Here is a 25,487-nt window from a genome sequence, read left to right as displayed (position 1 = left end):
GTGGACTAGGAACCATTAACCGCTCATTGGTTAAATATCACTTCAAGCTGTACGACCCGGGCGAGGATTGAAATCATCTCTCAGCGCATTCTTCAGCCACAACTAAACAGGCAGGGCCTTATTTATGCTTAAATGTTAGTCACTGAAGAACTTTGTTAGGGCGCATTCTTCAAACCTGTTGACACCCAAAAAATTTTGAGTATTATGCACGGCTCGTGTCACACAGACACTCTTAACGGTGAGCTGGCTGAGTGGTTGAAAGCAGCGGTCTTGAAAACCGCCGTAGGTTAATAGCCTACCCGGGGTTCGAATCCCTGGCTCACCGCCACTTCTTTCTCCGCCCTTGCGGAGAGGATCGAAAGCAAATATTCACCGACTCTTCACTCCTATCTCTTGGCTACTTCTTCGTTTTACTCAAAGTCTAACCTTTCACTTAATCCGTCGGACAAATTCTTTCGTATCAACACGTATACTGAACTTTTACCTGAAAACCCCGACTCACAAGGCTTTCTGTAACGAATAATTTATCTTCTTTGGCTACAACAAAGATTGAAATTTCCCTTTCCGTCACTAATATAGAACCCAATAGCTTTTTAACTGGAGACGTTCATGGATAACAGACGCTTTAACAATCAATCAGCCGTCGCCGACTTTAGGCAAGGCTACGGAACAGCAGTGGATTCGTCCACCGCCGCTAACGTTCTGAAAAACACTTACTGGCTACTGGGCATGACCCTGGCCTTTTCCGCTTTCACTGCATTCTTGTCATCAAGCATGCCTTTCAACGCAATCATGCACTACGGCGCGTTCTTCGGCGCCCTGGCGATCAGCTTTGTGATTCAACGAGTCGCTAACAGCGTATGGGGCCTGGTGCTGGCGTTCGCATTTACCGGCCTGTTGGGTCTGACAATTGGTCCGATCGTTGGCCAGTTGATCGCAGGCGGAGCCGCACAGGCGGTAACCAGCGCATTGGGTCTGACCGCATTCGTATTCTTTGGTCTGTCCGCTTACGCCCTGATCAGCAAGAAAGACTTCAGCTTCCTGGCTGGTTTCCTAGTTGCAGGCTTCTGGGTCATCGTCGGCTGCATCATCATGAGCTTCTTCATCCAGAGCAGCGCGTTCTCTCTGGCGATCTCAGGCGCAATCGTACTGTTCGCGTCCGCAGGGATTCTGTATCAGACCAGCGCCATCGTTCATGGCGGTGAGACCAACTACATCCTGGCGGCGGTATCTCTGTACGCGTCCATCTACAACCTGTTTATCAGCCTGCTGAACCTGATCCTAGCGTTCGGCGGTGACGATTGATCCTAAATAGGTTTAACATAAGCCCGGTCTAACCGGGCTTTTTTATTTGTCATGAAATACACCATTGTCGTTTACGGCGCCCCCTTTTCGTCACAGGCGCCCTACTCCGCCTGCCAGTTCGCCAAAGCGGTTCTGGCCAGAGGCCATAGCATTTACCGCATCTTTTTTTACCATGACGGCGTACTGAACGCGTCCTCCCTCAGCATTGCGCCACAGGACGACGCCTATCTTCCCGCCGAGTGGGCGACCCTCAAACGAGAGCATGATCTCGATCTGGTCGCCTGTATTGGCGCCAGCGTTAAACGCGGCGTCATCACCCCATCTGAAGCTGAACGCTATCAGCGCAGCGGCGACTCACTACAAAGCGAGTTTGAGCTGTCCGGGCTCGGACAGCTTGTGGACGCCGCCCTGTATTCCGACCGCGTCATCACATTTGGAGCAGGCTAACGTGAGCGAGACAAGCAAAAAACGTTTGTTATATCTGATCACCCGTCCCCCATTCGGCGACGCCTACGGGGCGGAAAGCCTGGACGCAGTGCTGGCGGCGGCGGTTTTCGATCAGGATGTGGAAGTCATCTTTCTGGAGGAAGGCGTTTTCCAATTGTCGAAGAATATCGATCCTGCTCCCATCGCCATGAAAAATCACGCCAAAGGATTCAAAGCTTTGCCGATTTACGGCGTAGAAAAGATATTTGTCTCCATTGAGGCATTAGATAAGTTCGCCCTCAGCACGGACGATCTGAGCATGCCTGTTGAGCCTCTGGAGATCGACGCCATTAAGGAAAAAATGGCGACGGCGGATCATATCTTCAGCTTTTGAATCAACTTCTTTAACTCACTATTTCAGCAATACTCACACGCCATGGTGTTACATATATTCAATAAAGGCATTCGCCATCGCGAACTGCTTAAAACCTGCGCCGAATTGATTGGCCCTGATGACAGTCTGCTTTTAATTGAGGACGGCGTAATATGGGCCAAGGAACATAGAGAGAACGCACTGATACAGGGACTGCTTGATGCAGGCGTCAAAGTCTACGCTCTAAAGGAAGATCTGATGGCGCGGGGCATCGCCGCCGCAGACGCCATTGCAATAGCTGACTACGCGCAGTTCGTCGAGCTGACCGAGCGCCACCCTCGCAGTGTTTCCTGGTTCTAAAGCCATATCGCAGACTATACGCGGAAGCTATCCCATGACGTTACAGGATCTCCCCCTGGATAAAGACGGCTTTCTGGTCAACCTGAATGACTGGAGCCCCACAATCGCGGAAGAAATCGCCGCGCACGAGAACATCGTTCTGACTCCTGAGCATTGGGAAATCATAGATCTGGTGCGGAAGTTTTATGACGAGTTTGGCCTCTCTCCGGTCAATCGCGTTCTGGTTAAAACCACGGGAGTCAAATTGGGTCAGGATAAAGGCAACAGCATATATCTGATGCAGCTGTTTCCTGGCGGCCCAGCCAAAATTGCATGCAAAATCGCTGGCCTCCCCAAGCCGAATAACTGCCTGTAAAAAAGGAATTCCCACCCATGATGAACGAAAAGTTTCCCAAAGAAAGCAACGAACATGCTTTCGCTCCTTTTATCAGGGCGTTAGGCAAAGGCAAAAAAGGTTCTCGCTCACTGACCCGTGAAGAAGCGCGCGCGGCAATGGGCATGATTCTGGACGGCGATACGCTGGACCTACAACTTGGCGCTTTTCTGATGCTGTTGCGGGTGAAAGAAGAAACGCCGGAAGAACTGGCTGGTTTTGTGGAAGCGGCGCAGGCCAGATTCAACGCCCCCAAACTCAAGGTGGATATTGACTGGAGTTCTTACGCAGGTAAAAAGCGCCATCAACCCTGGTTCCTGTTTTCCGCCCTGCTGCTCAGCCAGAACGGCTATCGCATTTTTATGCACGGCTCAGAAGGTCACACACAGGGACGCCTTTACACCCGTTCAGTGGTGGAGACTTTGGGCCTGCCTGTCGCCGCCAACTGGAGTGACGCCACACGCGCTCTTGATGACAGTAATTTCGTGTATATGCCGCTGCAAAGCTTCTCCCCCCGTTTGCACGACATTATTCAGATGCGCTCAGTTTTAGGTCTGCGCTCCCCCGTGCATTCCATGGCGCGCCTGCTGAACCCCCTTCATGCGCCACTCGTCATGCAGGGCATCTTCCACCCTCCCTATAATCCCATACACCAGCTCAGCGCCAACCTGTTGCAATATCCCACCGCCGTCGTCATCAAAGGCGAAGGCGGCGAAGTTGAACGCAACCCGGACGCTCAATGCGTGGCGCATATCAGCCGCCAGGGTGAAGTCTTTGAAGAAACCTGGCCGCCTTTATTTACGCAACGACATCTCAAAGCGGAAGAGCTCTCCATTGAGCACATGCTTAATGTGTGGCGAGGAGTTGATGAAGATGAATACGCGGAAGCCGCGGCAATCAGTACACTTGCTTTGGCGCTGAAATATTCAGAAAAAATCCAGACGCAACAGGAAGCGCTGGAAACCGCCACAGAATGGTGGCGCAAGCGGGATAAGCAAAGATTCTAACGAAACGAAAATAGAAAGGGCGAACACTATTCGCCCCCATTTCATCTATTCTCTAAGGCCTGTCCAAGCCTGCGCTCTTAACAGAACACTTAAGAGTAATAAGCGTTATCCGTGACTGTATGATCCGTGGAGTCGCGAACCCCTTTCAGCTCAGGAATTTTTGATAACAGGGTTTTCTCAACACCCTGCTTCAGAGTGAAGTCCACCGCCGAACATCCCTGACAACCACCGCCAAATTTAAGCACGGCAATGTCATCAACCACCTCAACCAAAGACACTTCGCCGCCATGGGAGGCCAATCCCGGGTTAATCTCGGTATACAGGATGTAATTGATGCGGTCAGGCAACGGAGAGCTTTCGTCCACCTTGGGCATTTTGGCGTTGGGCGCTTTAATGGTGAGCTGACCGCCCATGCGTTCAGTGTTGAAGTCGACCAGGGCTTCTTCAAGGTATGGCAGGCTGTTTTTATCCAGGTACAGAGTGAAAGCGTCTAACTCGATTTTTTCATCATCCTTTATGATCTCTTCCGGCTTACAGTACGCCAGACAGGTTTCCGCATACTTGGTGCCCGGCTGCGTCACGAACATGCGCACGCCCATGCCCTCGGTTTTTTGCTTTTCCAGTAATTGCGCGAGGTAGTCGCGAGCCGATTCTGTGACTGTTACCATTCCTAAATAGCCCCAAAGGTGATTGATGCTGTGAATTGTAGAGCAAAAGCCTCGTTGGTTAAAGCCTTAGCAAAATAGTAGGATTTAGCTGAAACGCGCTGTTCTTATACTCCCACATCAGCCTCCGCAATACTGCAAAAGGCTTCTTAGCCCTAGGCAAACAGGGCATCTTATGGCTTAATCTGCTAATATTTTCCTCCTTTAGAATCATAATGACTACGGCCAGGTTTTTCACATGCTGACGCGGATCCAACGAGTAGAAGCCCTTAACGACTCCCTGAAAAAACGGATATTGATATTGGACGGCGCCATGGGAACCATGATTCAGCGCTACAAACTGGAGGAAGCCGATTATCGGGGCGAACGCTTCAAGGACTTCCACCGCGATATCAAAGGTAACAACGACCTTTTGTGTCTGACCCAGCCGCATATTATCAAAGCTATTCACAAAGCCTATCTGGACGCTGGCGCCGACATTATTGAAACCAACAGTTTCAACGCCACCTGGGTATCCCAAGCCGAGTACGGACTGGAAGACATTGTTTACGAGCTGAATGTCGCCAGCGCCAAGGTGGCCCGTGAAGCGGCGGCCGAGAAAACAGCGGAAACGCCCGACATTCCTCGTTTCGTCGCCGGCGTGTTAGGTCCAACCTCCCGTACCGCTTCCATTTCGCCGGATGTTAACAACCCCGGTTACCGCAATGTCGATTTCCAGACTCTGGTCGACAACTACTACGAAGCCACCAAAGGCTTGGTCGATGGCGGCAGCGACATCATTCTGATCGAAACCATTTTCGATACATTAAACGCCAAAGCCTGTATATACGCCGTACAGCAATACTTTATCGACCATGATATCGAACTGCCGATAATGATTTCCGGCACGATCACTGACGCCTCTGGACGAACGTTGTCTGGGCAAACGGCAGAGGCGTTCTGGAATTCCGTGGCGCATTCAAGGCCCATCAGCATTGGTTTGAACTGCGCACTGGGGGCGGACGCCCTGCGTCCTTACGTGGAAGAATTATCCAACCGCGCCACCACTTATATCAGCGCCCACCCTAACGCCGGCTTGCCCAACGAATTTGGGGAGTACGATCAAACGCCGGAAGAAATGGCCGCCATTGTGGAAGGTTTCGCCCAAGATGGTTTCGTGAACATCATCGGTGGCTGCTGCGGCACCACGCCGGACCACATCGCCGCCATCAAAAAAGCGGTAGATAAGCATGCGCCGCGAACCATTCCCGACATCAAGCCACGTCTGCGCCTTTCAGGACTGGAGCCTTTTACGCTCACGGATGAAATCCGTTTCGTAAACGTAGGTGAGCGCACCAACGTTACCGGCTCCCGTCGCTTTCTGCGGCTGATCAAAGAAGAGTGCTACGAAGAAGCGCTTGATGTAGCCCGCGATCAAGTGGAAAACGGCGCCCAGGTCATCGACATCAACATGGATGAAGGCATGTTGGAGTCGGCAGACGCCATGAAAGTCTTCCTGAATCTGATCGCTTCTGAGCCTGATATTTCCAAGGTTCCCATTATGGTGGACTCATCAAAATGGGAAGTGATCGAAGCGGGTCTGCGCTGCATTCAGGGCAAAGCCGTGGTGAACTCCATCAGCTTGAAAGAAGGCGAAGAGGACTTTATCGCCAAGGCAAAATCCTGCATGCGCTATGGCGCCGCAGTGGTCGTCATGGCGTTCGACGAAGCTGGCCAGGCTGACACCTATAAACGCAAAACAGAAATCTGCAAACGCAGCTACGATATTCTGGTTGGCCTGGGATTCCCGCCGCAGGACATCATTTTCGACCCGAACATTTTCGCCATCGCCACCGGAATCGAAGAACACAACAACTACGCCGTCGACTTCATCCAGGCCACCCGCTGGATTCGCGAGAACCTGCCCTACGCCAACATCTCCGGCGGCGTCAGTAACGTCTCCTTCTCCTTCCGCGGCAATGACACCGTGCGTGAGGCGATTCACTCCGTATTCCTGTTCCACGCCATTAACGCCGGTATGAACATGGGCATCGTCAACCCGGCGCAGCTGGTTATATACGATGAGATTCCCGCCGAACTCAAGGAGCTGGTGGAAGACGTCGTTCTGAACAAGCATCCCGACGCAACAGAGCGCCTGCTGGAAGCGGCTGAGCGTTATCGCAGCACGGGCGAGAAGAAGCAGGAAGAGAGTCAGGAGTGGCGCTCCTGGCCGGTTACCAAACGCCTTGAACACGCACTGGTGAAAGGCGTGAACGCCTATATCCTCGAAGACACGGAAGAAGCGCGGCTGGCGGCTGCACGCCCTATCGAAGTCATCGAAGGACCATTGATGGACGGCATGAACGTCGTCGGCGACCTGTTCGGTTCCGGCAAAATGTTCCTGCCCCAAGTGGTAAAAAGCGCCCGCGTCATGAAGCAGGCCGTCGCGCACTTGATTCCGTATATTGAGCAGGAAAAAGACGCCAAAGAAAAAGCCAAAGGCCGCATCCTGATGGCTACGGTCAAAGGCGACGTGCATGACATTGGCAAGAATATCGTTGGCGTTGTTCTGCAGTGTAATAACTATGAGGTTATCGACCTGGGCGTTATGGTCCCCTGCGAAAAAATATTGCAGGTGGCCAAAGAGGAAAATGTCGACATCATCGGTCTCAGCGGCCTAATCACGCCATCCCTGGATGAAATGGTGCACGTTGCGCGCGAAATGCAGCGCCTCAACTTCCAGATTCCTCTGCTGATCGGCGGCGCCACCACCTCCAAGGCTCACACCGCCGTTAAAATTGAGCCGGAATACAAAAACGACGTGACCGTGTACGTCACTGACGCATCTCGTAGCGTCAGCGTCGCCACTCGTCTGATGAGCGACACGCAAAAGACGGATTATGTGCAGGATATTCGCACGGAATATGAAGAAGTAAGAGAAAGAAGGAAGAATCGGGAGCCATCCGCCAAGCCCATTCCTTTGGCCGCAGCGCGGGACAACCGATTCCAGGGCGACTGGAGCGATTACACGCCACCTACCCCGACTTTCACCGGCGTTAAAGTCTTTGACGACTACCCGCTGCAGGAACTGGTCGATTACATCGACTGGACTCCTTTCTTTATATCCTGGGATCTGGCTGGCAAATACCCGCGCATTCTGGAAGACGAAAAAGTGGGCGAGGCCGCCCGCCAACTGTTCCAGGACGCTCAGAAAATGCTGTCTCACATTGTCGACAATAACCTGTTGAAGGCGCGCGCGGTCGTGGGCATCTGGCCATCCAATCGCATCAGCGACGAGGACACCGTCCTGTATACGGACGAGAGCAAGTCAACGCCTCTGGCGACGCTTAGCCACTTGAGGCAGCAAACCCAAAGAGAGCAAAACCGCCCCAACTACTCACTGGCGGATTTCGTGGCTCCCGCCGAGTCCGGTAAAGACGACTACGTGGGCGCCTTTGTGGTGACTGCCGGCATTGGCGCAGAAGAGCTGGCGAAGCAGTACGAAAGCGAGCACGACGACTATTCCAGCATCATGGTCAAAGCCCTTGCGGACCGCTTGGCTGAAGCCTTCGCTGAACGCATGCATGAACGCGTGCGCAAAGAGTTCTGGGGATACGCCTCAAGCGAACAACTGGACAACGAAGCGCTCATCAAAGAGAAGTACGCGGGTATTCGTCCAGCGCCAGGCTACCCTGCCTGCCCGGATCATACAGAAAAAGCCAAACTGTTCAGCGTGCTTGAAGCGGAGCTGCATACCGGCGTCAAACTCACCGAGCACTACGCCATGTATCCCGCCGCATCCGTCAGCGGCTGGTACTTCTCTCATCCGGAAGCCCGCTATTTCGCAGTAGGCAAGATTCAAAGGGATCAGGTGGAAGATTACGCCGCCAGAAAAGGCATGACCTTACAGGAAGCCGAGCGCTGGCTGTCGCCCAATCTGGGTTACGATCCCTCCAGCGCAAGCTGATCGCCAGATGCAATATGACGCCCCTTTCATGGGGCGTCAGCGTATATAAAATCCGGCTTTTCGTATCGCTGGTTTTGTTATTATTAATCAGGCAGACAAATAGAAGGAGGCTATTTGTCCAGAGGATTAGCATTAGAAGGAGCGCACGTCGGAAAATCAGGTCAACCTGAACGCGGACGTCAAAATAATAATACGAGCAAGTATGGAGAGCATCATGAGCAACGTATCCGGGCACAAGGAAAAAGAGCAAAAACCCTCTCTTTGGCAGCTAGTCGTAAGCGTGCTGGGAGCGGCTTTCGGCGTTCAGAGCAGCAAAACCAGGGAAAGAGACTTTAAACAGGCGAACCCCAAGGCCTACATCATAGGCGGGATTATTTTTGGGGTGTTGTTCGTGTTGACCTTGGCGCTTATCGTTAAGCTCGTGCTGAGCAATGTCACATAAGCCCATTAGGCTTGCAGAGTAGGCAGTCTGCGCTTTGAGTTAAAGCATCAGCAATCCCGCCAGACAAAGTGAGGATGAGAACAGATGTCCCCACTTTGCTTCATTAATTCATCTCACATCAGGGAAACAGGAAAAACGGCTCGATAATCCACCCGGGATGAAGTTCCGCAGCAGTCAGTGCCCCGCCACCCAGATCACCATCATGGAGGCAATGCTGAGTATCAGCACCACCGCCGCTATGGCGTCTACTTTGCTGTCGGGATTTGAAGTCGCGTTATGATTATTGTTTTCTGACACAGTCCAGCTCCTTTTTTGATGTCCGGATTGTACAAAGAGTATGTACTGGTTTGTTTTAAACCACATTTTTATTAAGTGCAAGCGCTTATAAAGGCCGTCGCCCAGAATCCTGACGCCTCTGGCCAGAGGCCCGCGCCGCCGCTTATATTAAGGAGCCATGAGCAAGAAAGGGTTCCGTCACATTCATATAATAAAAACGAATTACCATATAGATAATCAATCATTTTAATTATAAGTATATCCTGCTAAATTGGCGCCCATTCAATGGGTAATTGAAACTGTCAGGTAGTGTCAATGTATAGATACGACGATTACGATCGCCAGATCATCAAGGAACGAGTCAAGCAGTTCCAAGGGCAAACGGACCGTTTTTTCGCCGGTGAGCTCAGCAATGAAGAGTTCCTGCCCCTGCGTCTGCAAAACGGGTTATATGTGCAGCGGCTGGCGCCGATGCTGCGCATCTGTATTCCATATGGCATGTTGTCTTCTACTCAGCTACGCAAGCTCAGTGAAGTCACACGCAAGTACGATAAAGGCTACGCCCACTTCACTACCCGGCAGAACCTGCAGCTGAACTGGCCGTCTATTGAAGATTCTCCCAAAATCCTCGCCGAGCTTGCGGATGTGGAGATGCACGCAGTGCAAACCAGCGGCAACTGTATTCGTAACACGACCACGGACCAATTCGCAGGCGTAACGCCGGAAGAAATCGTGGACCCCCGCCCCTATTGCGAAATCATTCGTCAATGGTCCACCTTCCACCCTGAATTCGCCTTCCTGCCGCGTAAATTCAAAATCGCCGTCAACTCATGTCCAGATAGCGATCGCGCAGCCATTCAGGTTCACGACATCGGCATTCAGATCGTCAAAAACGCCGCTGGCGAAATTGGCTACAAAGTGCTGGCGGGCGGCGGGCTTGGCCGCACCCCAATGATCGGCTCCGTTATTCGCGAGTATCTGCCGGAGCTGGATTTGCTGACTTATCTGGAAGCTATCCTGCGGGTATATAACCGTTACGGCCGTCGCGACAACAAGTACAAGGCCCGCATCAAAATCCTGGTTAAAGCCATGTCCCCGGAAGCTTTTGCTGAAAAAGTCGAAGCGGAATGGGAGCGTATCAAAGACAGCCCTTCCAAGCTGACCCTGGCGGAGATTGAGCGCATTAAATCATTCTTCACAGAGCCTGCTTATCTGGCGCTGGAAGATCAGCCCGCCGCATTGACCGAGCGTCTGGCGGAGAACAAGTTTTTCAACAACTGGCATCACCGCAATGTCGCCCAGCATAAAAAGCCTGGATACGCCATTGTCACTCTGACGCTGAAGAAGCTGGGCGTTCCTCCCGGCAACATTACAGACAAACAGATGGACCGTCTGGCGGAGCTGGCGGACCAATACAGCTTCGGCGAAATGCGCATCACCCATGAGCAGAACGTGGTGCTGGCCGACGTAGAACAAAGCAAGCTGTTCGAGCTGTGGGAAGCTATCAAGTCACTTGGCTTCGCCACCCCTAACCTGGGTACGCTGACTGATATTATCTGCTGCCCTGGCGGCGATTACTGTTCTCTCGCGAACGCCAAGTCCATCCCGGTGGCGGAAGCAATTCAGGAACGTTTCGACGACCTGGATTATCTGTACGACCTCGGCAATATCGACCTGAACATCTCCGGTTGCATGAATGCTTGCGGCCACCACCATGTTGGCGCTATCGGCGTACTGGGCGTGGATAAGAAAGGCGAGGAATGGTATCAGGTATCCTTGGGCGGCGCTTCCGGTCAGGACGCATCGCTGGGACAAATTCTGGGGCCGTCGTTCGCTCGCGAACAGATGGCGGACGTTATCGAGAAAATTCTTGATGTATACGTCTCCAGCCGCAATGACGATGAACTGTTTATCGACACTTTCCGCCGCGTCGGCATCACCCCGTTCAAGGAGCGCGTTTATGCCAAACCTAATTAAGCACGCGGCTGTTGTAAATGACGAATGGAGCGTTCTGGACAAAGCTGAAGCCCCTGCGGAACAGGTTGTGCCGACAGGAAAAGTGATCATTCCTTTGAGCACTTGGCTGGCGCAGAGAGAACAACTGCAGGCGAGAGCCCCAGAGCAAACCGGCGTTTGGCTGGATAGCGATGAAGAGCCTGACACAATCAGCCCGGATTTGGGCCGGTTCAGCGTCATCGCCGTAAACTTCCCGAAGTTCGCCGACGGTCGCGGCTATTCCATCGCACGTATCCTGCGCGAACAGCTTCACTATACAGGCGAACTCCGCGCAATCGGCGACGTACTTATGGACCAGCTTTTCTTCATGAAACGCTGCGGCTTTGACGCCTTCGCAGTGAGAGCGGACCGCGATGCAGAGAAAGCGCTGGCGGGACTGGCGGACTTTTCCGTCACCTATCAGGCCTCAGTGGACCAACCAGAACCCCTGTTTCGTCGCAGAATGCACTAACAGCAGCTTAGGCATGCATTAAGGGTGGCGTCGTCCACCCTTTTTTGTGCCTGAATGGACAGACCTTTTCCTTCTTAGAACAACAGGTTGTCCTTTGACAGGGACGGAGACTGCCGATACTCTTTGGTAGAAGCCGATAGCGGAGCATCCATGGAAATCAATATCGTCTACTCATTCTTTCTGATCTTTTCCGGCGCCGCAGTTTTGGCTTCCGTCGCCCTCTTTACGCGACAACCTCTTATCCTCGCTTATATTGTCCTTGGCGCGTTGGTGGGCCCTTACGGACTGAGCCTGATCAACAACTCCGGCCTGCTCGCGGACATTTCTGAGATCGGCATTATTTTCCTGCTGTTTCTGCTCGGCCTGGACATGCAGCCGAAAGCGCTGCTGCACGTATTGCGCAAGGCGACGCTGGTCGCCTTACTCAGCTCTTTGGTGTTCGCCGCTATCGGCTATGCGATCGCCATTGTATTTGGCTTCACCTCTTACGAGGCGATGATTGTCGCGATTGCGGCCACTTTCTCCAGTACGATTATCGGCATCAAGTTATTGCCGACGACGGTTCTGCACCATCGCCACGTCGGCGAGATGGTGGTCGGTCTGCTGTTGGTTCAGGATTTAATCGCCATTGTGGCGCTATTGATACTGGCCGCCGGCGACGAGGGTATTTCCGTCATGAATCTCGGCAAGACTTTTCTGGCCTTACCAATTCTCATCGGCGTTACCTTCCTGGCGGTCAAGTATGTGCTACTGAAGCTGTTTTCCAAGTTTGACCGCTTTCACGAGTATGTCTTTCTACTGGCTATCGGCTGGTGTCTCGGCATTGCAGAGCTGGCGAAAGCCATGGGACTGTCACTGGAGATTGGCGCTTTCATCGCCGGCGTCACCATCGCAACCAGCCCCATCGCTCAATATATCGCCGAGAGCCTGAAACCCCTTCGGGACTTCTTCCTGGTGCTGTTTTTCTTCTCTCTTGGAGCCAGCCTCAACCTTGGATTGCTGCCGGATATCGCCATTCCCGCGATACTGTTGTCATTGATCTTACTGGCGGCCAAACCAGCCACTTTTTATGGCTTGTTACGCACCATGAAAGAGGACAAGAAAACCTCTTGGGAGATTGGATTCAGGTTGGGACAAATCAGTGAGTTCTCATTGTTGATCGCCTTTCTGGCGACCAGCAAATCTATGATTGGGGAATCTGCGTCAGTGTTGATTCAAGCGACGGCGATCATCATGTTCATGTTGTCGTCTTACATTGTCGTGCTGAACTTTCCCAGCCCGATCGCCATCTCTGACAAGTTGCGGCGGGACTAAACCCGCCGCCGACAATGGCTTTTGATTACTCTTGGTCGATGTGCCGGAGCACCGCGCGCCCCAACATTTTGCCGCAATAGATTTTTTCGATGACGCCGGGCAACTCCTCCAGCACGACATCTTGCGCCAGAAAGTTCAGGTCCGGCAGCGCCCAGTCACTATCCAGCTTTTCCCAGATATGGCGCTTCCTCTCTCTGGCGATCTCGACAGAGTCAATGCCATACAACGTCACGCCACGCAAAATGAAAGGAAAAATAGACGTGGAAAGCTCGGTTCCCGCCACCATGCCACACGTGGTTGCAGCGCCGCTATGCTTCACCGTTTTGAGAATTTTAGAAAACAGAGCACCCCCAACGGTGTCCACGACCCCCGCCCAGGTTTCTTTCATCAGCGCCTTCTCAGGCATTTCTTCAAGGTAGGAGCGGTCCAGCACTCTGCGGGCGCCCAGCTTGGCCAGCAAGTCACTGTGGTCGACTTTGCTGGTCAAAGCCACAGTGTCATAGCCCAGCTTGGCCAACAGGGCCACCGCCAGACAACCCACGCCTCCCGTAGAGCCAGTCACCAGTATTTCACCGTCGCCTGGAGCCACCGTCTGGCTCAATCGATCCACAGAAAGTCCCGCGGTCAGACCAGCGGTTCCCAGCGTCATAAAGTAATGAAGGTCGTGCCTGGGAGGTTTCACCACACACCACTCTACGGGCACGCGAATGTATTCGCCAAAGCCGCCTGGCGTGTTCATACCCAGATCATAGCCGGTCACAATGACTTCCTGACCTGGCTTCAATTCCGGCGAGCGGCTCTCCACCACCACACCCGCCGCATCGATACCCGGGGTATGCGGGAACTGACGGGTTACGCCTTTGTGGCCGTGTGCGGACAGCGCATCCTTGAAATTCAAGGACGAGTACTTCACTTTCACCAATACATCGTTATCGGGCAAATCATCCAGAGATTGCTCTTGAATCTCAGTGTGAAAATATCCCCCTTTTTCCAGCACGCGTAGCGCCCGAAATTTACTATCGCTCATAGAGCAGACTCCGTCACTCAGTTATCTCTTTCCATTGCCGAATGAACCTAACAGGCGACGCCCGCTACAACCCGGTTCCCACGCCGGCATTTTCCCGCCTTGCTCGCGTCTTTAGCTTTTGAAGTTAAATGACTTGGCGAGCTTGAGGCCGAGGCTTTCCAGTGACGCCGCCATCGATAATCCCACCTTTTCCGCCAGGGACTTTTTCTCGATATATCGCACCTGGTACACCTCGCATTCGTTACAACGCTCCGCCAGATAATCATCACTGGTCTGGATAGCGTCCACCAGGTTGATATCCTTGGCGCGCGCGCCGTACCATACTTCGCCTTTCGCCACCTCGTCGATATCCACCTGCGGCCGGTGCGTAGCGACGAATTCTTTGAACAGGACATGCGTTTCCTCAAGGTCCTGCATGAACTTTTCCCGTCCCTTTTCAGTGTTCTCACCGAATACGGTCAGCGTACGCTTATACTCCCCAGCTGTCAGCACCTCATAATCAATATCATGCTTTTTCAACAAGCGGTTAAAGTTCGGCAGCTGCGCCACCACACCGATGGAGCCAATAATAGAGAAAGGCGCCGCAATAATTTTATTGGCCAGACAAGCCATCAAATAACCGCCGCTCGCGGCGACCTTATCTACACAAACCGTCAGATTGACGCCGCGCTGGCGAATACGCTCCAATTGCGACGCCGCCAGACCGTAGCCATGCACCATTCCTCCTGGGCTTTCCAGACGCACGACAACCTCGTCTTCCGGTTTCGCCAGACTGAGTACAGCGGTAATCGCTTCACGCAGCGTGGACACTTCAGAGGCTTTGATATCGCCGTCAAAATCCAATACGTATACCCTGCTCTTATCCTGCTCTTGCAGCATATCCTTGTGAGCGTCCTTCTTGCTTTTCTTGTTGCTCTTCTTCTTTTCTTTAGCGGCGTTTTTCAACCACTCCTTGCTGAAAACACTGTGCTCCAGCGCCTCACGCATTCTCTTCAAGCGCTCATTGAGATGTACGACCTCGATCTCACCGTCCGCATGTTTTTTGCCGCGCTGGCTTAAAGCAATGATCGTCCCCACGACAAACAATATCGCCGCCGCGAGGGTCACAGTTTTGGCCAGGAAAGCGCCGTAATCGGTTAGAAAGTCCAAAAGTCGTACTCCTAAAATGGATGTTTATTCAAAGCATATGGTAGCTATCAATCTCTATTGATAGATACAATCCGGTTAAATTAAGGGCGTCTATGTAAATTGCAACCCACGGCGAAAAATGAATTGCGCCGCCAATTCAAACAAGCGTTCGATTTTTTATTGACAGACACCTGCAAAGCCCCTACATTCAGGCATTAGCGGTGTATATCTGCTGTTTACGAAAGACTTTACGTTTTGCCTTCAGGGAGTTGCTACTCCTTGAATTCTAAGCTAAAACATATGCGCCAAAGTCTCCACAATATAATTGTGTATTACTCTTATAAAGGAAAGCACCATGCCTGTAGCACAAATTTTTCAACAACTGAAAGACAACTTTAACGCCGACGCCGCTTCCGACCTTGATCTTGTTTTTCAGTTCTCTATTGAAGACGCCGACAACTATCACCTGGTAGTTAAAAACGGCGGCTGCGAGCTGATTCAAGGCGACCACGACGATCCTTCCGTTACTCTGATTATGAATTCCGATACGCTGAAAGGCATCGTCAGTGGCGAAACTGACGGCATGCAAGCGTTCATGGCGGGTGATCTGCGCGCCGAAGGCGACATGATGCTGGCGATGAAGCTGGGCCAACTGTTCAACATCGGCTAAGCACTAAGATTTTCTAAAGGCGCCTCTACGGCGCCTTTTTTATGTCTGCTTTTTAGATCTGCATTTCGTGTCTGCATAGCTGAGACATTTCCGCTTCATACCATGCATTGGAGTGCGACGGTTACTGCCACATCTCCACCGCTTCCACCGCCGGCGTATTGACTGGCCGGGCGATCAAACCGTCATTTCCTATTGAGACCGTAAAGATAGCGGCGTCGCGCATGGGTAAATAAGTGGCGCTACCGTACTTGGCGTCCACCCAGGGCACCCCTTCGTGGCTGTTGAGCCAGGCCCAGAAATCAAACCCGATATCGGAAGGAGCGATGGCGAACACGGTGCGTGCGCCATCGTTTTCCTGTTCCAGCGAATAATAACGTCCGCTGATGCGCTCCAGACGGTACCCCGGCTGCATACCCAGCGCACTAAATGGCCCGGACCAGGAAACCAGTCTTGCGTCCAGCTGCCAAAGATCTCCCGACACATCAAAGCTGTACTCGCCATCCGGAGGGGCCGCGACCTTGACGCGGTACAACTGTTCCCCCAGCTTCTGCATACTGAGCGTGGCGATCGTGGTCTCCTTTTGATAGGCCTTGTAACGGTACATATCCAATGCCAGAAAACAGAGAAATATCGCGAATAAAAGCGCGACGAATGTCATCGTGCCTTTCAGCCAAACCAAAAACCAGGACTTCCTGAACAGAAGGCGCAAGCAAATAAAAACGGTCAGTATCGCAATCGCCACCAATGCGACACTAATGCCGGAATACAACATACCCCTCCCCTGACCGCCCTCGGCGGCAGCTGTGAAACCGCTTTTCTTCACCTGACACTGTTAGATCACTCGCTCCTGTCGTTCGAAAATAAGGTAAGCATCCTGCGTCAATCGCCCTTTGAATTCTAGGACAGTCCCCGCAGGTTTTCATATTTTCTCAGGAATAACAGTGATAAAGGAGTTCAAGAGGGAGCTGGACGCGCCAACTAACATGCCTGACCCGACAAAGCGACAAGTCCTGTTAACCAGTTGGCGATATTGAACTGAGCCTGACTTGCCATCAGGCTCAAAGAAGTGAGTAGATCGGGGGTTAGTAACCCAGAGAGTGGACGCTTTCTTCTGCGAGCTTCAGCAAATCAGGATTGCCGGCGCCGGAGCGACCAACGCTGTCCACGTAGTATTCAAGAGACGTCAGCGCATCGGCGAGCGTTTCCATAACATGGTCGCCTGGCTTGTTTTCGTTCTTGATGAGCTTTTCTTCAATGCAGCGCGCCGTGGAGTGCAACGCCTTAGCCGCACGGGACTGCTCTATCATCACCAGCGCTCCAAGTACGCCTTCCAGCGTAGGCAGCACGTTGGCCAAATGCAGCTTGTCGCCGCCGGACTCCAGATACGCAGTAATTGCTCGTTTGGCGAGAGAAAGACCGGCCTGGGACTCGCCTATCACCACAATATGCGCTTCCATCAGATAAGGACTGATCATCTCTTCCGCGTCAGCGCCGACCACTTTATCAGTTTCGATGGTGAGGCCATCTTCTTCCAGTTGCAGAATCGCTTGCTCAATGCTCAACACGGAGTCCGCAACCTGCATCAGGTCGGTATTGCTGGGATGCTTTTTATCCATCGCCCATGATGAAATAGTCTGGTGCACCCCTCTGGCCACCGCACTGAGATTGATGAGGTCCAGCATGGTCAGCGTATCCGCCAGTTTGCCCAGGCCTTCGGCGATCTGCGACAAGCCGTCTTCCTGGCCATCGATACCGCGCTCGATAATATCCAACTTGTCTTTGATTTGGCTGATTTCTTCGTGCAGCGCTTTTGACAGCGACGCCAGGACATCGCTGCCCGGCCCCATCAACAGACTGCGATGCGCAATGATCTTGGCCTGATCAAAATCCGCCGGTGCGAGACTGTAACCGGCCAACAATTCCCGGGTCTTCTCGCTTTTATCGCCGCTGATGGCGATCAGATACAACAAATCCTTCGCCACAGTCTCAGAAATGGCCTTGGCTGTGGCCACTTTGCCCAGCTTGACGATTTCCCGCGCGTACTTTTCGATTTTCATCAGCAGGCGCTGCCGGGTCGGCGTCAGCTCCATGGACTGAGTATGCATCAGCTCCACGGTATATGCCGTCAGCGACCATAATTCAGAGATTGAGGAGCCTGCACATATTTTGCTCATGCCGTCTGCGGCGCGACTCATCAGGCGATAGCCAATATCGGTTTCCTTGCTGCGCAACAAGTTCAGCAAGCCCACCTGATACATGTGACGCAGACGACGGCTGCGGTGCTCGAACACATCCGTGGTGACGCTGGCGTCGCGCACGGGCTTGGGCGGTGAGCGCTGGAACTCTACATCAAAGAAATAACTGTCCGGCAGCGGCTTGGCGCGACGGGACAGACGCAGGAGATTGATGATCTCCAACAGCAATTCGGGATGGTCTTCACGACGACGCTGGTAGTATTCGGTATAACGGCGCAGTACAAATAAAGCCTGACTCAACGACGACAGCAATCCGTTTTTATCCTCCGCCGCGCCAACGGGAACTTCATTGGCGATCGCCACGGATTCCTGACACAGAACGGTGCCGCCCTGTAGTTCAATCAGTACAAAAATACCGCGCAGTTGATTCAGGTAATCAATGCAATTCTGTAGATCTTCGCCGCTTTCGCGGTTTTCCTGAAAACGTTCGAGACTAAGCTCCGCTTGCTCAATCGTATTATTGATTTCCCTCTCGACCAGATCGAAGGAACTAGACTTTTTCGCGGCTAGCGTCGCGTCAACCATATACGATGTCCTTAACCCTCAGTTCATCAACAACTGGGGAGTTTATTGTCAAAAAGTGGAAAATCGCCGAGTTATTACTAACTTATAACACAAAATTCAAGTTAAACAAGAAACTAACTGTTTCATTTGTTATCTGCTTTCGGAATCGCGAAAGCCCCACAGGCATTAGGCCTAATGAGAGAAACGATAAAAGGCGTATTCAAGAATAGTTGGCTATTATTGGAGTCACAACCGAATGCTCTCGCTGAGGCGGCAGTGCGAGCTTAAATGCATGGATTTATTGCCGTTTTTCATTAGAATGGTCGATCCTTACAATTTTTTAACTGGTCGTTTCGGCGGCCGCATTCGTTAACAGGAGCCAAGTATGGTGACCACTTTGCCGCAGGCGTTTTACAGTAATTTTCTGGGAAACGCCCCGAGCTGGTACAAGAAGGCCATTTGCCTCTTTCTACTGATTAATCCTTTCATTTTCATGCTCAGCCCCTACATCGCAGGCTGGGTGCTGATTCTGGAGTTCATCTTCACCCTGGCGATGGCGCTGAAATGTTATCCGCTGCAACCTGGCGGCTTGCTCGCGATCGAAGCAGTGCTCATTGGCATGGTGTCGCCGCATACGGTGTATGAAGAAGTCTCCGGCAACCTGGAAGTTATCCTGCTACTGGTATTTATGGTGGCGGGCATTTACTTCATGAAAGAGCTGCTGCTCTACGTGTTCACTAAAATACTGCTCAGCATTCGCTCCAAAGCCGTGCTTTCGCTACTTTTCAGTCTGGTGGCTGCGGTGCTCTCCGCATTCCTGGACGCGCTGACAGTGACGGCCGTCATCATCAGCGTCGCCGTCGGCTTTTACTCGGTCTACCATAAAGTCGCGTCAGGCAAACACTTCCATCACGACCACGATCATGGCGACGATGAGTCGGTCCATCACGATCACCGCTCCGACCTCGAACAGTTCCGCGGCTTTCTGCGCAGCCTGTTGATGCATGCCGCGGTAGGCACCGCGTTAGGCGGCGTATGCACGCAGGTGGGCGAGCCTCAGAACCTGCTGATCGCGCAACGGATGGGCTGGGACTTTATCGAGTTCTTCGTACGCATGGCGCCCATCTCCATGCCTGTGCTGGTGGCCGGTCTGGTGACATGTTTCATCCTGGAGAAGACCCACTGGTTCGGTTACGGCGATGATATTCCTGCTTCCGTGCGCAAAATCCTGGAAGATTTCAACGAAGCCGAAAAGAAGAAAATGACGCTGCTGCATGAATCCAAACTGATCGCCCAGGCGGCTGTCGCCGTTATTCTGGTGGTGGCGCTTGCGTTCCATTTGGCGGAGGTAGGCCTGATCGGCCTGACGGTCATTATCCTGGCGACGGCGTTTTGCGGCGTGATTGAGGAACATCAGATCGGCAAGGCCTTTGAAGAGGCGCTGCCCTTCACTTCCCTGCTGGTCGTGTTCTTCGCCGTGGTCGGGGTCATCCACGAACAGCATTTATTCACCGGCATCATTAACTATGTACTGGGCCTGGAGAAGAGCATTCAGCCCGGCATGTTCTTTATCGCCAACGGCGTGCTATCGATGATCAGCGACAACGTCTTCGTTGCGACGGTTTACATAGATGAAGTGCGTAACGCCTTCAAAGACGGATTGATTGACCGGGCGCACTACGAAGCATTAGCGGTGGCGATCAATACCGGCACCAACCTCCCAAGCGTCGCGACGCCAAATGGTCAGGCTGCGTTCCTATTCCTGCTGACCTCCGCCATCGCCCCTTTAATCAGATTGTCCTACGGCAAGATGGTATGGATGGCGCTGCCCTACACCATCGTCATGGGCGGGCTCGGTTACGTGATGATAGTCATTACTATCTAAAGCTACGCCAGTCGTACTTATTAATCAGGCAGTCAAATAGCTTCCTTCTATTTGACTGCAACGACAGGGCCTGCACAGGTCAGGCCCTGTCTCCCGCGGCTAGCCGCCGCGCAGGCGCATCCATGCGCCTAGTTATTAACATGCCAATATCATTGCCATATTAATAAGAAAAGTCAGGAACAAAAAAGCCGCCTCAAACAGGCGGCTTTTTTAGTTTTAAGCGAGGACCGATTGTCTGACTAAAGCAGCCCCGCTCAGTTCACGCCTTCTTCCGGCTTCTTGCGCCACAGGCTGAAGCCAGCGGCTTTCTCCACCGCGTCCAGCTGTCGGGCGTGCTCCGCCAATTCGGCTTCAGAGGCGCGAATCACTCGCAACGAAGGTCTTTGCATATTGATTCTGCGCACTTCGGAGGCCTCCTCTTCCGCCCCGCCATCTTCGGAATGCAGGGAAAGACTGGTCTGCCCGCCGGTCATGGCGAGATAGACATCCGCCAGGATCTCCGAGTCGAGCAAAGCGCCGTGGAGGTCACGGTGGCTGTTATCGATACCGTAGCGTTTACAGAGCGCGTCCAGATTGTTCTTCTGACCTGGATGCTTCTTGCGAGCCATCATCAAGGTATCGACGACGGAACAATAATCGCTGACTTTGCCGAAAGGCGCTCCCAGCATGGAGAATTCGTAGTCGATGAAGCCCACGTCAAACGCCGCGTTATGGATGACCAGTTCCGCGCCGTTAATGAAGTCCAGGAAGTCCTGGGCGACTTGTTTGAATTTGGGCTTATCCGCCAGGAACTCATTGGAAATGCCGTGAACCTCAAAGGCTCCGGCGTCCACTTCCCGCTCGGGATTGATGTAAACGTGATAGTGATTGCCGGTCAGAGAGCGATCGACCACTTCAACGCAACCAATTTCAATGATCCGGTGGCCTTGGGAGGTTTCCAGGCCGGTGGTTTCGGTATCCAGTACTATTTGACGCATATAAAGATTCTCAGCCTGTCTCGCCTAACGCTTCTTTAACGCCAAGATTGGCCAGCTCGTCCGCGCGCTCGTTTAATGGATGGCCGCTGTGGCCTTTAACCCAGCGCCAACTGATATCGTGCTTGTTGCGTTCTTTATCCAACGCCTGCCACAGATCAACGTTCTTTACCGGATCGCCGCCGCTGGTGCGCCAGCCTTTCTTGATCCAGTTCTGCATCCATTCGGTGATGCCTTTGCGCACATATTGGGAATCCGTATAGAGCTCGACTTTGCAGCCTTGCTTCAACGCGCGCAGCGCCTTGATCGCCGCCATCAGCTCCATGCGATTATTAGTGGTGTCGAGCTCCCCCCCGAATATCTCCTTTTTATTCTTTCCGTATATGAGGATTGCTCCCCAACCGCCGGGCCCGGGGTTCTTCTTGCAGGCGCCGTCGGTATAAATTTCAACTGTCTTCATTCTTTTTGTACGGCCTATAGGGCGTAAATTGGTGGACCACAGCCGCCCCCGCGACACGCGAGCGACGCCATTGGGGTCGCAGCGGAATCACGCATCCCACTCGCTTTTGAGCGACGATGGTGTAGTAAGCTCCCAGGGGCAGCCGGAAACGTGCGCCGAACTTATCAAGAAACGCAAGGCGACTCAACCATTGCAGGTTGGTGACCGGTGGGGCATAGAAACGGTAGTGTACGTCTTTAAGGCGGAAGTCCAGCAGGCTCAACCAATCCTCCAGACGCGAGGAGGTCAGGAAGCGTCCGGACCAGGGCGCCTTCGGACTTCTGAAGATCGCCCGACGCAATCCCCAGGCGCTAAGCGGGTTAAACCCGACGATCACCATATGACCGCCTGAGCGCAGCACACGCGCCGCCTCGCGTAAGGACTGATGCGGCCGCGCGGCCACATCCAGCGTATGGTGCAGAATGACCAGATCAATGCTGTCGCTTTCCAGCGGCAACTCATGGGAGTGACACACCAGAGAACCCTCTGGCAGCTCTTTCTCCCAACGGGGAACGGAGATAATACGGTGGCCAAGCAGACTGGACTGGCCTACCGGCAACTCATGGCTGACCAGCAGCTCCAGTTGATGATAGCCGAAGAAACGCCCAATGCTGTGTTCCACCGTCTGGCGCTGACTAGCCAGCATAGTCTGCCCCAGAGGCGACTGAAACCAGGTTTCAAATTCCTTCTGTAGACGCTCCGCTTCCATGTCGCTTTTAACTTTCAGTCCTCGCACGCATCCCCCTTGGTCAGTTCTCTGTGAAAACTTACTTTCGTTTGAAAACCACTTAACAACAGACAGCGAGCAGCTATGCTATTAACATGGTCTTCAATCTGTCAGGTTAATGATAAGGGCAGTTCAAAATATGATAAGCGCCCGACGGCAAGTTTTCTAATATTTCATCAACGCATAGCAGTCAGTAACTCAGAATGACCGAAATACTTCCTATTCCCGCCTTCAACGATAACTACATCTGGTCAATTCAAAACGATCATGGCGACGCCTGGGTGGTGGACCCCGGCGACGCGCAGCCCGTACTGCGCCACTTGGCGGAGAACGGCCTCACGTTGAGAGGCATTCTGATTACGCATCATCATCACGACCACATTGGCGGCGTGAACGAGCTACTGGCGAATCACTCTGTTCCGGTTTACGGCTTTATGCGCTCCGCCATCAAGGCCATCACCATACCGTTACAGGAAGGCGACCGCGTGGAGTTAGGCGACTTTTCTCTCGAGGTGCTGGAGACGCCTGGGCATACCCTGGACCATATCGCTTACTTTGGCGAGATCGCCGGCGCGCCGCGTCTGTTTTGCGGCGACACCCTGTTTTCCGCCGGTTGCGGACGTTTGTTCGAAGGCGACCCGGCGATGATGCGTCAGTCACTGGACAAACTGAAACGTCTGCCAGCGAATACCTATATATATTGCGCTCATGAATATACGTTATCTAACCTCCGTTTCGCTCAGGCCGTAATGCCGGAATCGGACGAGGTAAACAAAAGAAAACTTCAATGTGAGTCTTTGCGGGCCCGAGGCGTTCCAACATTGCCTGCCGTGCTGGGTGAAGAGGTCGCCTACAATCCGTTTTTAATGGCGGAACACCCCGCAGTGCGCCGGATGGCGCAGGAAGTATCCGGTTCTCCCTGCGCCACCGCAACCGACACTTTCGCGGCGATTCGCGCCTGGAAGGATCGGTTCTAAAATTTTTTAACTTGCTGTCTATAAAATGTGTACCTAAAATCCGACCCTGGCATTTTTCAGGCTCAAAAGTAAAGTTGTGAAGTTATGGTTTGGATCTCGCGCCTCGCGATCACGTTGTCATTACTAGTCTGCGTCTCCTGTACGCAATTAAAAGGACTATCAAAGGAAGGCGGAGAGCCCCTGGCTGACGAAAGCGCCGCACAACAAGCGGACGCCGCTACCCGTAAAAACGGCGAAGGGCCGGCGGGGGGCAAACAGGACCCTTGGAATCCCTCTCTGCAATCGGATTACGAATATCTCGACCTCAATGACCTCTCACCCGAGGAACAGTTGACCTGGGCCGCACGTGGCGCCCGAGGCGAGGATGGAGACATTGAAGGCGGCGTGGACACAACGCCCGCCAATATCTGGAACCGCATCCGCGCTGGTTTCGCACTGGATCTCGTTAACCAGACGAACCCCCGTATCGATTCTGAACAGAAGTGGTACGCCAGTCATCAGTCCTATCTTGACCGCACTTTCGGTCGCAGCGCCCTGTATCTGCATCACATTGTGAACGAGGCGGAAAAGCGCAAGATGCCACTCGAACTGGCGTTATTGCCGGTGGTGGAAAGCGCCTTCGATCCCTTCGCCTATTCTCACGGCCGCGCATCCGGCATCTGGCAGTTCATCCCCAGCACCGGCAAACATTTCGGACTGCAGCAAAACTGGTGGTATGACGGCCGTCGCGACATCGTCGCTTCTACTGACGCCGCGCTGACCTACCTGCAGAAACTGTCGGACATGTTCGACGGCGACTGGCTGTTAGCGCTGGCGGCTTATAATTCCGGCGCCGGCACAGTCATGCGCGCGATCAAGAAGAATCAGGCGAAAGGCTTGCCGACCGATTACTGGTCACTGAGCCTGCCCCGCGAAACCAGCATGTACGTGCCGCGTCTGCTGGCCATCGCCAAAGTAGTGGCGGACCCGGACACCAACGGCGTTACTCTGGTGGATATCGCAGATGAACCTTACTTCGGCGTCGTAGAACTGGATTCGCAAATCGACCTCGCTCAAGCGGCCAAACTGGCGCAAATCGACGTTGACGACCTTTATGTTCTCAACCCTGGTTACAACCAGTGGGCGACTGCGCCGCTGGGCCCGCACCGTCTGGCGCTGCCTTTACCGCAGCTGAAAGTCTTTGAAGACGCCTACGCCAACACGCCGAAAAAGCAGTTGGTGAACTGGACTCGCTACAAGGTCAGACAAGGCGACACGTTGATCACCATCGCCAAACACCACAAGACCACTCCGGAAGTGGTGCAGGAAGTTAACCGTCTGAAAGGCGCCCTGATCAGAGTTGGCCAGCAGCTGCTGATCCCCAGCTCTTATGAAGGCGAAGATTTCTACAGCTTGAGCGCGGACAACCGTCTGGAAGCAAAACAATCGAAGCAGGTTGGCGGCAACGGCGCCGCGAAGGTGGAGCATACCGTGAAAGCTGGCGACACCCTGTGGGATATCGCCCAGGACTACAAGGTGAATGTCCGCAAGCTGGCGCGCTGGAACGGCATGGCGCCCGGCGATGTGCTCTCTCCCGGCAAAACATTGGTGATCTGGACCAAGTCCGGCGTGCAGCAAACCGCCAAGGCGTCCTCCCCCTCCATTAAAAATCGCCAGGTTATTCGCAAGATCGGCTACAAAATTCGTAGTGGCGACTCGCTGTACCGCATCGCCAGCCGCTTTAATGTCAGCGTCAACGATCTGCTGCGTTGGAACTCTATCAACAAGGGAAGCGTTCTGCGCCCCGGCCAGCGCCTGAGCATCTACGTGGACGTCACGCAAATTAACTGACGCTTATCTGCGGACTGATTGAAAGGCCAGCTACAACGCTGGCTTTTTTATTGGGCG

The 25,487-nt window shown here is 53.1% G+C and carries 24 protein-coding genes and 1 tRNA gene; 16 read left to right on the top strand and 9 right to left on the bottom strand.

The window, feature by feature from the left end; genetic code table 11:
* Positions 1–237: 237 nt before the first annotated feature.
* From EUZ85_RS14125 to EUZ85_RS14095, 7 genes are all read left to right on the top strand, one after another.
* Positions 238–328, top strand: a tRNA-Ser gene (locus tag EUZ85_RS14125).
* A 281-nt stretch (positions 329–609) separates the two neighbouring features.
* Positions 610–1,305, top strand: a complete 696-nt coding sequence (locus tag EUZ85_RS14120) for a Bax inhibitor-1/YccA family protein (protein WP_127969900.1) — start codon at positions 610–612, stop codon at positions 1,303–1,305.
* Between the two features lie 51 nt (positions 1,306–1,356).
* Positions 1,357–1,752: a sulfurtransferase complex subunit TusD gene (gene tusD / locus EUZ85_RS14115; RefSeq protein ID WP_127969899.1), complete on the top strand. Its 396-nt coding sequence runs from the start codon at positions 1,357–1,359 to the stop codon at positions 1,750–1,752.
* 1 nt (position 1,753) lies between these two features.
* On the top strand, positions 1,754–2,125 hold the full coding sequence (gene tusC, locus EUZ85_RS14110; RefSeq protein WP_164887245.1) for a sulfurtransferase complex subunit TusC: 372 nt from the start codon (positions 1,754–1,756) through the stop codon (positions 2,123–2,125).
* Between the two features lie 42 nt (positions 2,126–2,167).
* Entirely contained in the window at positions 2,168–2,464 is a 297-nt protein-coding gene (gene tusB / locus EUZ85_RS14105; RefSeq protein WP_127969897.1) for a sulfurtransferase complex subunit TusB, read from the top strand.
* A 34-nt stretch (positions 2,465–2,498) separates the two neighbouring features.
* The gene (locus EUZ85_RS14100; protein ID WP_127969896.1) at positions 2,499–2,819 is read left to right on the top strand and encodes a TusE/DsrC/DsvC family sulfur relay protein; all 321 of its coding nucleotides are present in this window, start codon (positions 2,499–2,501) and stop codon (positions 2,817–2,819) included.
* A gap of 17 nt (positions 2,820–2,836) precedes the next feature.
* Positions 2,837–3,844, top strand: a complete 1,008-nt coding sequence (locus tag EUZ85_RS14095) for a glycosyl transferase family protein (RefSeq protein WP_127969895.1) — start codon at positions 2,837–2,839, stop codon at positions 3,842–3,844.
* 89 nt (positions 3,845–3,933) lie between these two features.
* Here EUZ85_RS14095 and nfuA read toward each other — a convergent pair whose 3' ends face one another.
* A complete protein-coding gene (gene nfuA, locus EUZ85_RS14090; RefSeq protein ID WP_127969894.1) occupies positions 3,934–4,512 on the bottom strand; it encodes a Fe-S biogenesis protein NfuA in 579 nt (192 codons plus the stop codon).
* A gap of 235 nt (positions 4,513–4,747) precedes the next feature.
* Here nfuA and metH point away from each other — a divergent pair, with 235 nt between their 5' ends.
* Positions 4,748–8,455 (top strand): methionine synthase, encoded by a 3,708-nt coding sequence (gene metH / locus EUZ85_RS14085; protein WP_127969893.1) that lies wholly within the window; start codon positions 4,748–4,750, stop codon positions 8,453–8,455.
* A gap of 214 nt (positions 8,456–8,669) precedes the next feature.
* Positions 8,670–8,897, top strand: coding sequence for a DUF2970 domain-containing protein (locus EUZ85_RS14080; RefSeq protein ID WP_127969892.1), 228 nt, complete (start codon positions 8,670–8,672; stop codon positions 8,895–8,897).
* A gap of 174 nt (positions 8,898–9,071) precedes the next feature.
* Here the strand turns inward: EUZ85_RS14080 and EUZ85_RS31815 are convergent, their stop codons facing one another.
* Entirely contained in the window at positions 9,072–9,194 is a 123-nt protein-coding gene (locus EUZ85_RS31815; RefSeq protein ID WP_255509308.1) for a hypothetical protein, read from the bottom strand.
* 294 nt (positions 9,195–9,488) lie between these two features.
* On the opposite strand from EUZ85_RS31815, the gene EUZ85_RS14075 reads away from it, so the two are divergent.
* From EUZ85_RS14075 to EUZ85_RS14065, 3 genes are all read left to right on the top strand, one after another.
* Positions 9,489–11,150, top strand: coding sequence for a nitrite/sulfite reductase (locus EUZ85_RS14075; protein WP_127969891.1), 1,662 nt, complete (start codon positions 9,489–9,491; stop codon positions 11,148–11,150).
* Complete coding sequence (locus EUZ85_RS14070) at positions 11,134–11,640, top strand: DUF934 domain-containing protein (protein ID WP_127969890.1); 507 nt, start codon at positions 11,134–11,136, stop codon at positions 11,638–11,640. The genes EUZ85_RS14075 and EUZ85_RS14070 overlap by 17 nt, the downstream gene beginning before the upstream one ends.
* A gap of 150 nt (positions 11,641–11,790) precedes the next feature.
* The gene (locus EUZ85_RS14065) at positions 11,791–12,954 is read left to right on the top strand and encodes a cation:proton antiporter (RefSeq protein WP_127969889.1); all 1,164 of its coding nucleotides are present in this window, start codon (positions 11,791–11,793) and stop codon (positions 12,952–12,954) included.
* A gap of 25 nt (positions 12,955–12,979) precedes the next feature.
* Here the strand turns inward: EUZ85_RS14065 and EUZ85_RS14060 are convergent, their stop codons facing one another.
* Together EUZ85_RS14060 and sohB are read right to left on the bottom strand one after the other, a co-directional pair.
* A complete protein-coding gene (locus EUZ85_RS14060) occupies positions 12,980–13,981 on the bottom strand; it encodes a YhdH/YhfP family quinone oxidoreductase (protein WP_127969888.1) in 1,002 nt (333 codons plus the stop codon).
* 111 nt (positions 13,982–14,092) lie between these two features.
* Positions 14,093–15,130, bottom strand: a complete 1,038-nt coding sequence (sohB, locus tag EUZ85_RS14055) for a protease SohB (RefSeq protein ID WP_127969887.1) — start codon at positions 15,128–15,130, stop codon at positions 14,093–14,095.
* Between the two features lie 334 nt (positions 15,131–15,464).
* Between sohB and EUZ85_RS14050 the strand changes: the two genes are divergently transcribed.
* Complete coding sequence (locus EUZ85_RS14050; protein ID WP_011396403.1) at positions 15,465–15,779, top strand: SCP2 sterol-binding domain-containing protein; 315 nt, start codon at positions 15,465–15,467, stop codon at positions 15,777–15,779.
* 121 nt (positions 15,780–15,900) lie between these two features.
* On the opposite strand, the gene EUZ85_RS14045 is transcribed toward EUZ85_RS14050, so the two are convergent.
* Together EUZ85_RS14045 and EUZ85_RS14040 are read right to left on the bottom strand one after the other, a co-directional pair.
* A complete protein-coding gene (locus EUZ85_RS14045; protein ID WP_127969886.1) occupies positions 15,901–16,551 on the bottom strand; it encodes a multidrug transporter in 651 nt (216 codons plus the stop codon).
* A 310-nt stretch (positions 16,552–16,861) separates the two neighbouring features.
* Positions 16,862–18,559 carry a chemotaxis protein gene (locus EUZ85_RS14040; RefSeq protein ID WP_127969885.1) on the bottom strand — a complete coding sequence of 566 codons (1,698 nt, stop codon included), beginning with the start codon at positions 18,557–18,559 and terminating at the stop codon, positions 16,862–16,864.
* Between the two features lie 364 nt (positions 18,560–18,923).
* Between EUZ85_RS14040 and nhaB the strand changes: the two genes are divergently transcribed.
* A complete protein-coding gene (gene nhaB / locus EUZ85_RS14035) occupies positions 18,924–20,423 on the top strand; it encodes a sodium/proton antiporter NhaB (RefSeq protein WP_127969884.1) in 1,500 nt (499 codons plus the stop codon).
* A gap of 254 nt (positions 20,424–20,677) precedes the next feature.
* On the opposite strand, the gene dnaQ is transcribed toward nhaB, so the two are convergent.
* From dnaQ to EUZ85_RS14020, 3 genes are read right to left on the bottom strand one after another with little or no spacing between them, the layout of a single operon-like run.
* Entirely contained in the window at positions 20,678–21,400 is a 723-nt protein-coding gene (gene dnaQ / locus EUZ85_RS14030) for a DNA polymerase III subunit epsilon (RefSeq protein WP_127969883.1), read from the bottom strand.
* A gap of 10 nt (positions 21,401–21,410) precedes the next feature.
* Positions 21,411–21,857: a ribonuclease HI gene (gene rnhA / locus EUZ85_RS14025; RefSeq protein WP_127969882.1), complete on the bottom strand. Its 447-nt coding sequence runs from the start codon at positions 21,855–21,857 to the stop codon at positions 21,411–21,413.
* Positions 21,844–22,632, bottom strand: coding sequence for a class I SAM-dependent methyltransferase (locus EUZ85_RS14020; RefSeq protein WP_127969881.1), 789 nt, complete (start codon positions 22,630–22,632; stop codon positions 21,844–21,846). Before EUZ85_RS14020 ends, rnhA begins: the two co-directional genes overlap by 14 nt.
* Before the next feature lie 194 nt (positions 22,633–22,826).
* Here EUZ85_RS14020 and gloB point away from each other — a divergent pair, with 194 nt between their 5' ends.
* A complete protein-coding gene (gene gloB / locus EUZ85_RS14015) occupies positions 22,827–23,600 on the top strand; it encodes a hydroxyacylglutathione hydrolase (protein WP_127969880.1) in 774 nt (257 codons plus the stop codon).
* A gap of 84 nt (positions 23,601–23,684) precedes the next feature.
* Positions 23,685–25,430 carry a LysM peptidoglycan-binding domain-containing protein gene (locus EUZ85_RS14010; RefSeq protein WP_127969879.1) on the top strand — a complete coding sequence of 582 codons (1,746 nt, stop codon included), beginning with the start codon at positions 23,685–23,687 and terminating at the stop codon, positions 25,428–25,430.
* Positions 25,431–25,487 lie beyond the last annotated feature (57 nt).

Origin of the sequence: Hahella sp. KA22 (genome assembly GCF_004135205.1) — a bacterium.
GTDB lineage: Bacteria > Pseudomonadota > Gammaproteobacteria > Pseudomonadales > Oleiphilaceae > Hahella.
The sequence above is the reverse complement of the archived record's forward strand: the minus strand, read 5'-3'. Positions and strand labels throughout refer to the sequence as shown.

What these genes read in the sequence shown, in the direction of transcription:
- gloB (WP_127969880.1), top strand. Translation starts at nt 22,827, where the DNA reads ATGACCGAAATACTTCCTATTCCCGCCTTCAACGATAACTACATCTGG.
- nfuA (WP_127969894.1), bottom strand. Translation starts at nt 4,512, where the DNA reads ATGGTAACAGTCACAGAATCGGCTCGCGACTACCTCGCGCAATTACTG.
- dnaQ (WP_127969883.1), bottom strand. Translation starts at nt 21,400, where the DNA reads ATGCGTCAAATAGTACTGGATACCGAAACCACCGGCCTGGAAACCTCC.
- metH (WP_127969893.1), top strand. Translation starts at nt 4,748, where the DNA reads ATGCTGACGCGGATCCAACGAGTAGAAGCCCTTAACGACTCCCTGAAA.
- EUZ85_RS14075 (WP_127969891.1), top strand. Translation starts at nt 9,489, where the DNA reads ATGTATAGATACGACGATTACGATCGCCAGATCATCAAGGAACGAGTC.
- rnhA (WP_127969882.1), bottom strand. Translation starts at nt 21,857, where the DNA reads ATGAAGACAGTTGAAATTTATACCGACGGCGCCTGCAAGAAGAACCCC.
- nhaB (WP_127969884.1), top strand. Translation starts at nt 18,924, where the DNA reads ATGGTGACCACTTTGCCGCAGGCGTTTTACAGTAATTTTCTGGGAAAC.
- EUZ85_RS14120 (WP_127969900.1), top strand. Translation starts at nt 610, where the DNA reads ATGGATAACAGACGCTTTAACAATCAATCAGCCGTCGCCGACTTTAGG.
- EUZ85_RS14100 (WP_127969896.1), top strand. Translation starts at nt 2,499, where the DNA reads ATGACGTTACAGGATCTCCCCCTGGATAAAGACGGCTTTCTGGTCAAC.
- tusB (WP_127969897.1), top strand. Translation starts at nt 2,168, where the DNA reads ATGGTGTTACATATATTCAATAAAGGCATTCGCCATCGCGAACTGCTT.
- EUZ85_RS14060 (WP_127969888.1), bottom strand. Translation starts at nt 13,981, where the DNA reads ATGAGCGATAGTAAATTTCGGGCGCTACGCGTGCTGGAAAAAGGGGGA.
- EUZ85_RS14065 (WP_127969889.1), top strand. Translation starts at nt 11,791, where the DNA reads ATGGAAATCAATATCGTCTACTCATTCTTTCTGATCTTTTCCGGCGCC.
- EUZ85_RS14050 (WP_011396403.1), top strand. Translation starts at nt 15,465, where the DNA reads ATGCCTGTAGCACAAATTTTTCAACAACTGAAAGACAACTTTAACGCC.
- EUZ85_RS14010 (WP_127969879.1), top strand. Translation starts at nt 23,685, where the DNA reads ATGGTTTGGATCTCGCGCCTCGCGATCACGTTGTCATTACTAGTCTGC.
- EUZ85_RS14040 (WP_127969885.1), bottom strand. Translation starts at nt 18,559, where the DNA reads ATGGTTGACGCGACGCTAGCCGCGAAAAAGTCTAGTTCCTTCGATCTG.
- EUZ85_RS14045 (WP_127969886.1), bottom strand. Translation starts at nt 16,551, where the DNA reads ATGTTGTATTCCGGCATTAGTGTCGCATTGGTGGCGATTGCGATACTG.
- EUZ85_RS14080 (WP_127969892.1), top strand. Translation starts at nt 8,670, where the DNA reads ATGAGCAACGTATCCGGGCACAAGGAAAAAGAGCAAAAACCCTCTCTT.
- EUZ85_RS14070 (WP_127969890.1), top strand. Translation starts at nt 11,134, where the DNA reads ATGCCAAACCTAATTAAGCACGCGGCTGTTGTAAATGACGAATGGAGC.
- EUZ85_RS14095 (WP_127969895.1), top strand. Translation starts at nt 2,837, where the DNA reads ATGATGAACGAAAAGTTTCCCAAAGAAAGCAACGAACATGCTTTCGCT.
- tusD (WP_127969899.1), top strand. Translation starts at nt 1,357, where the DNA reads ATGAAATACACCATTGTCGTTTACGGCGCCCCCTTTTCGTCACAGGCG.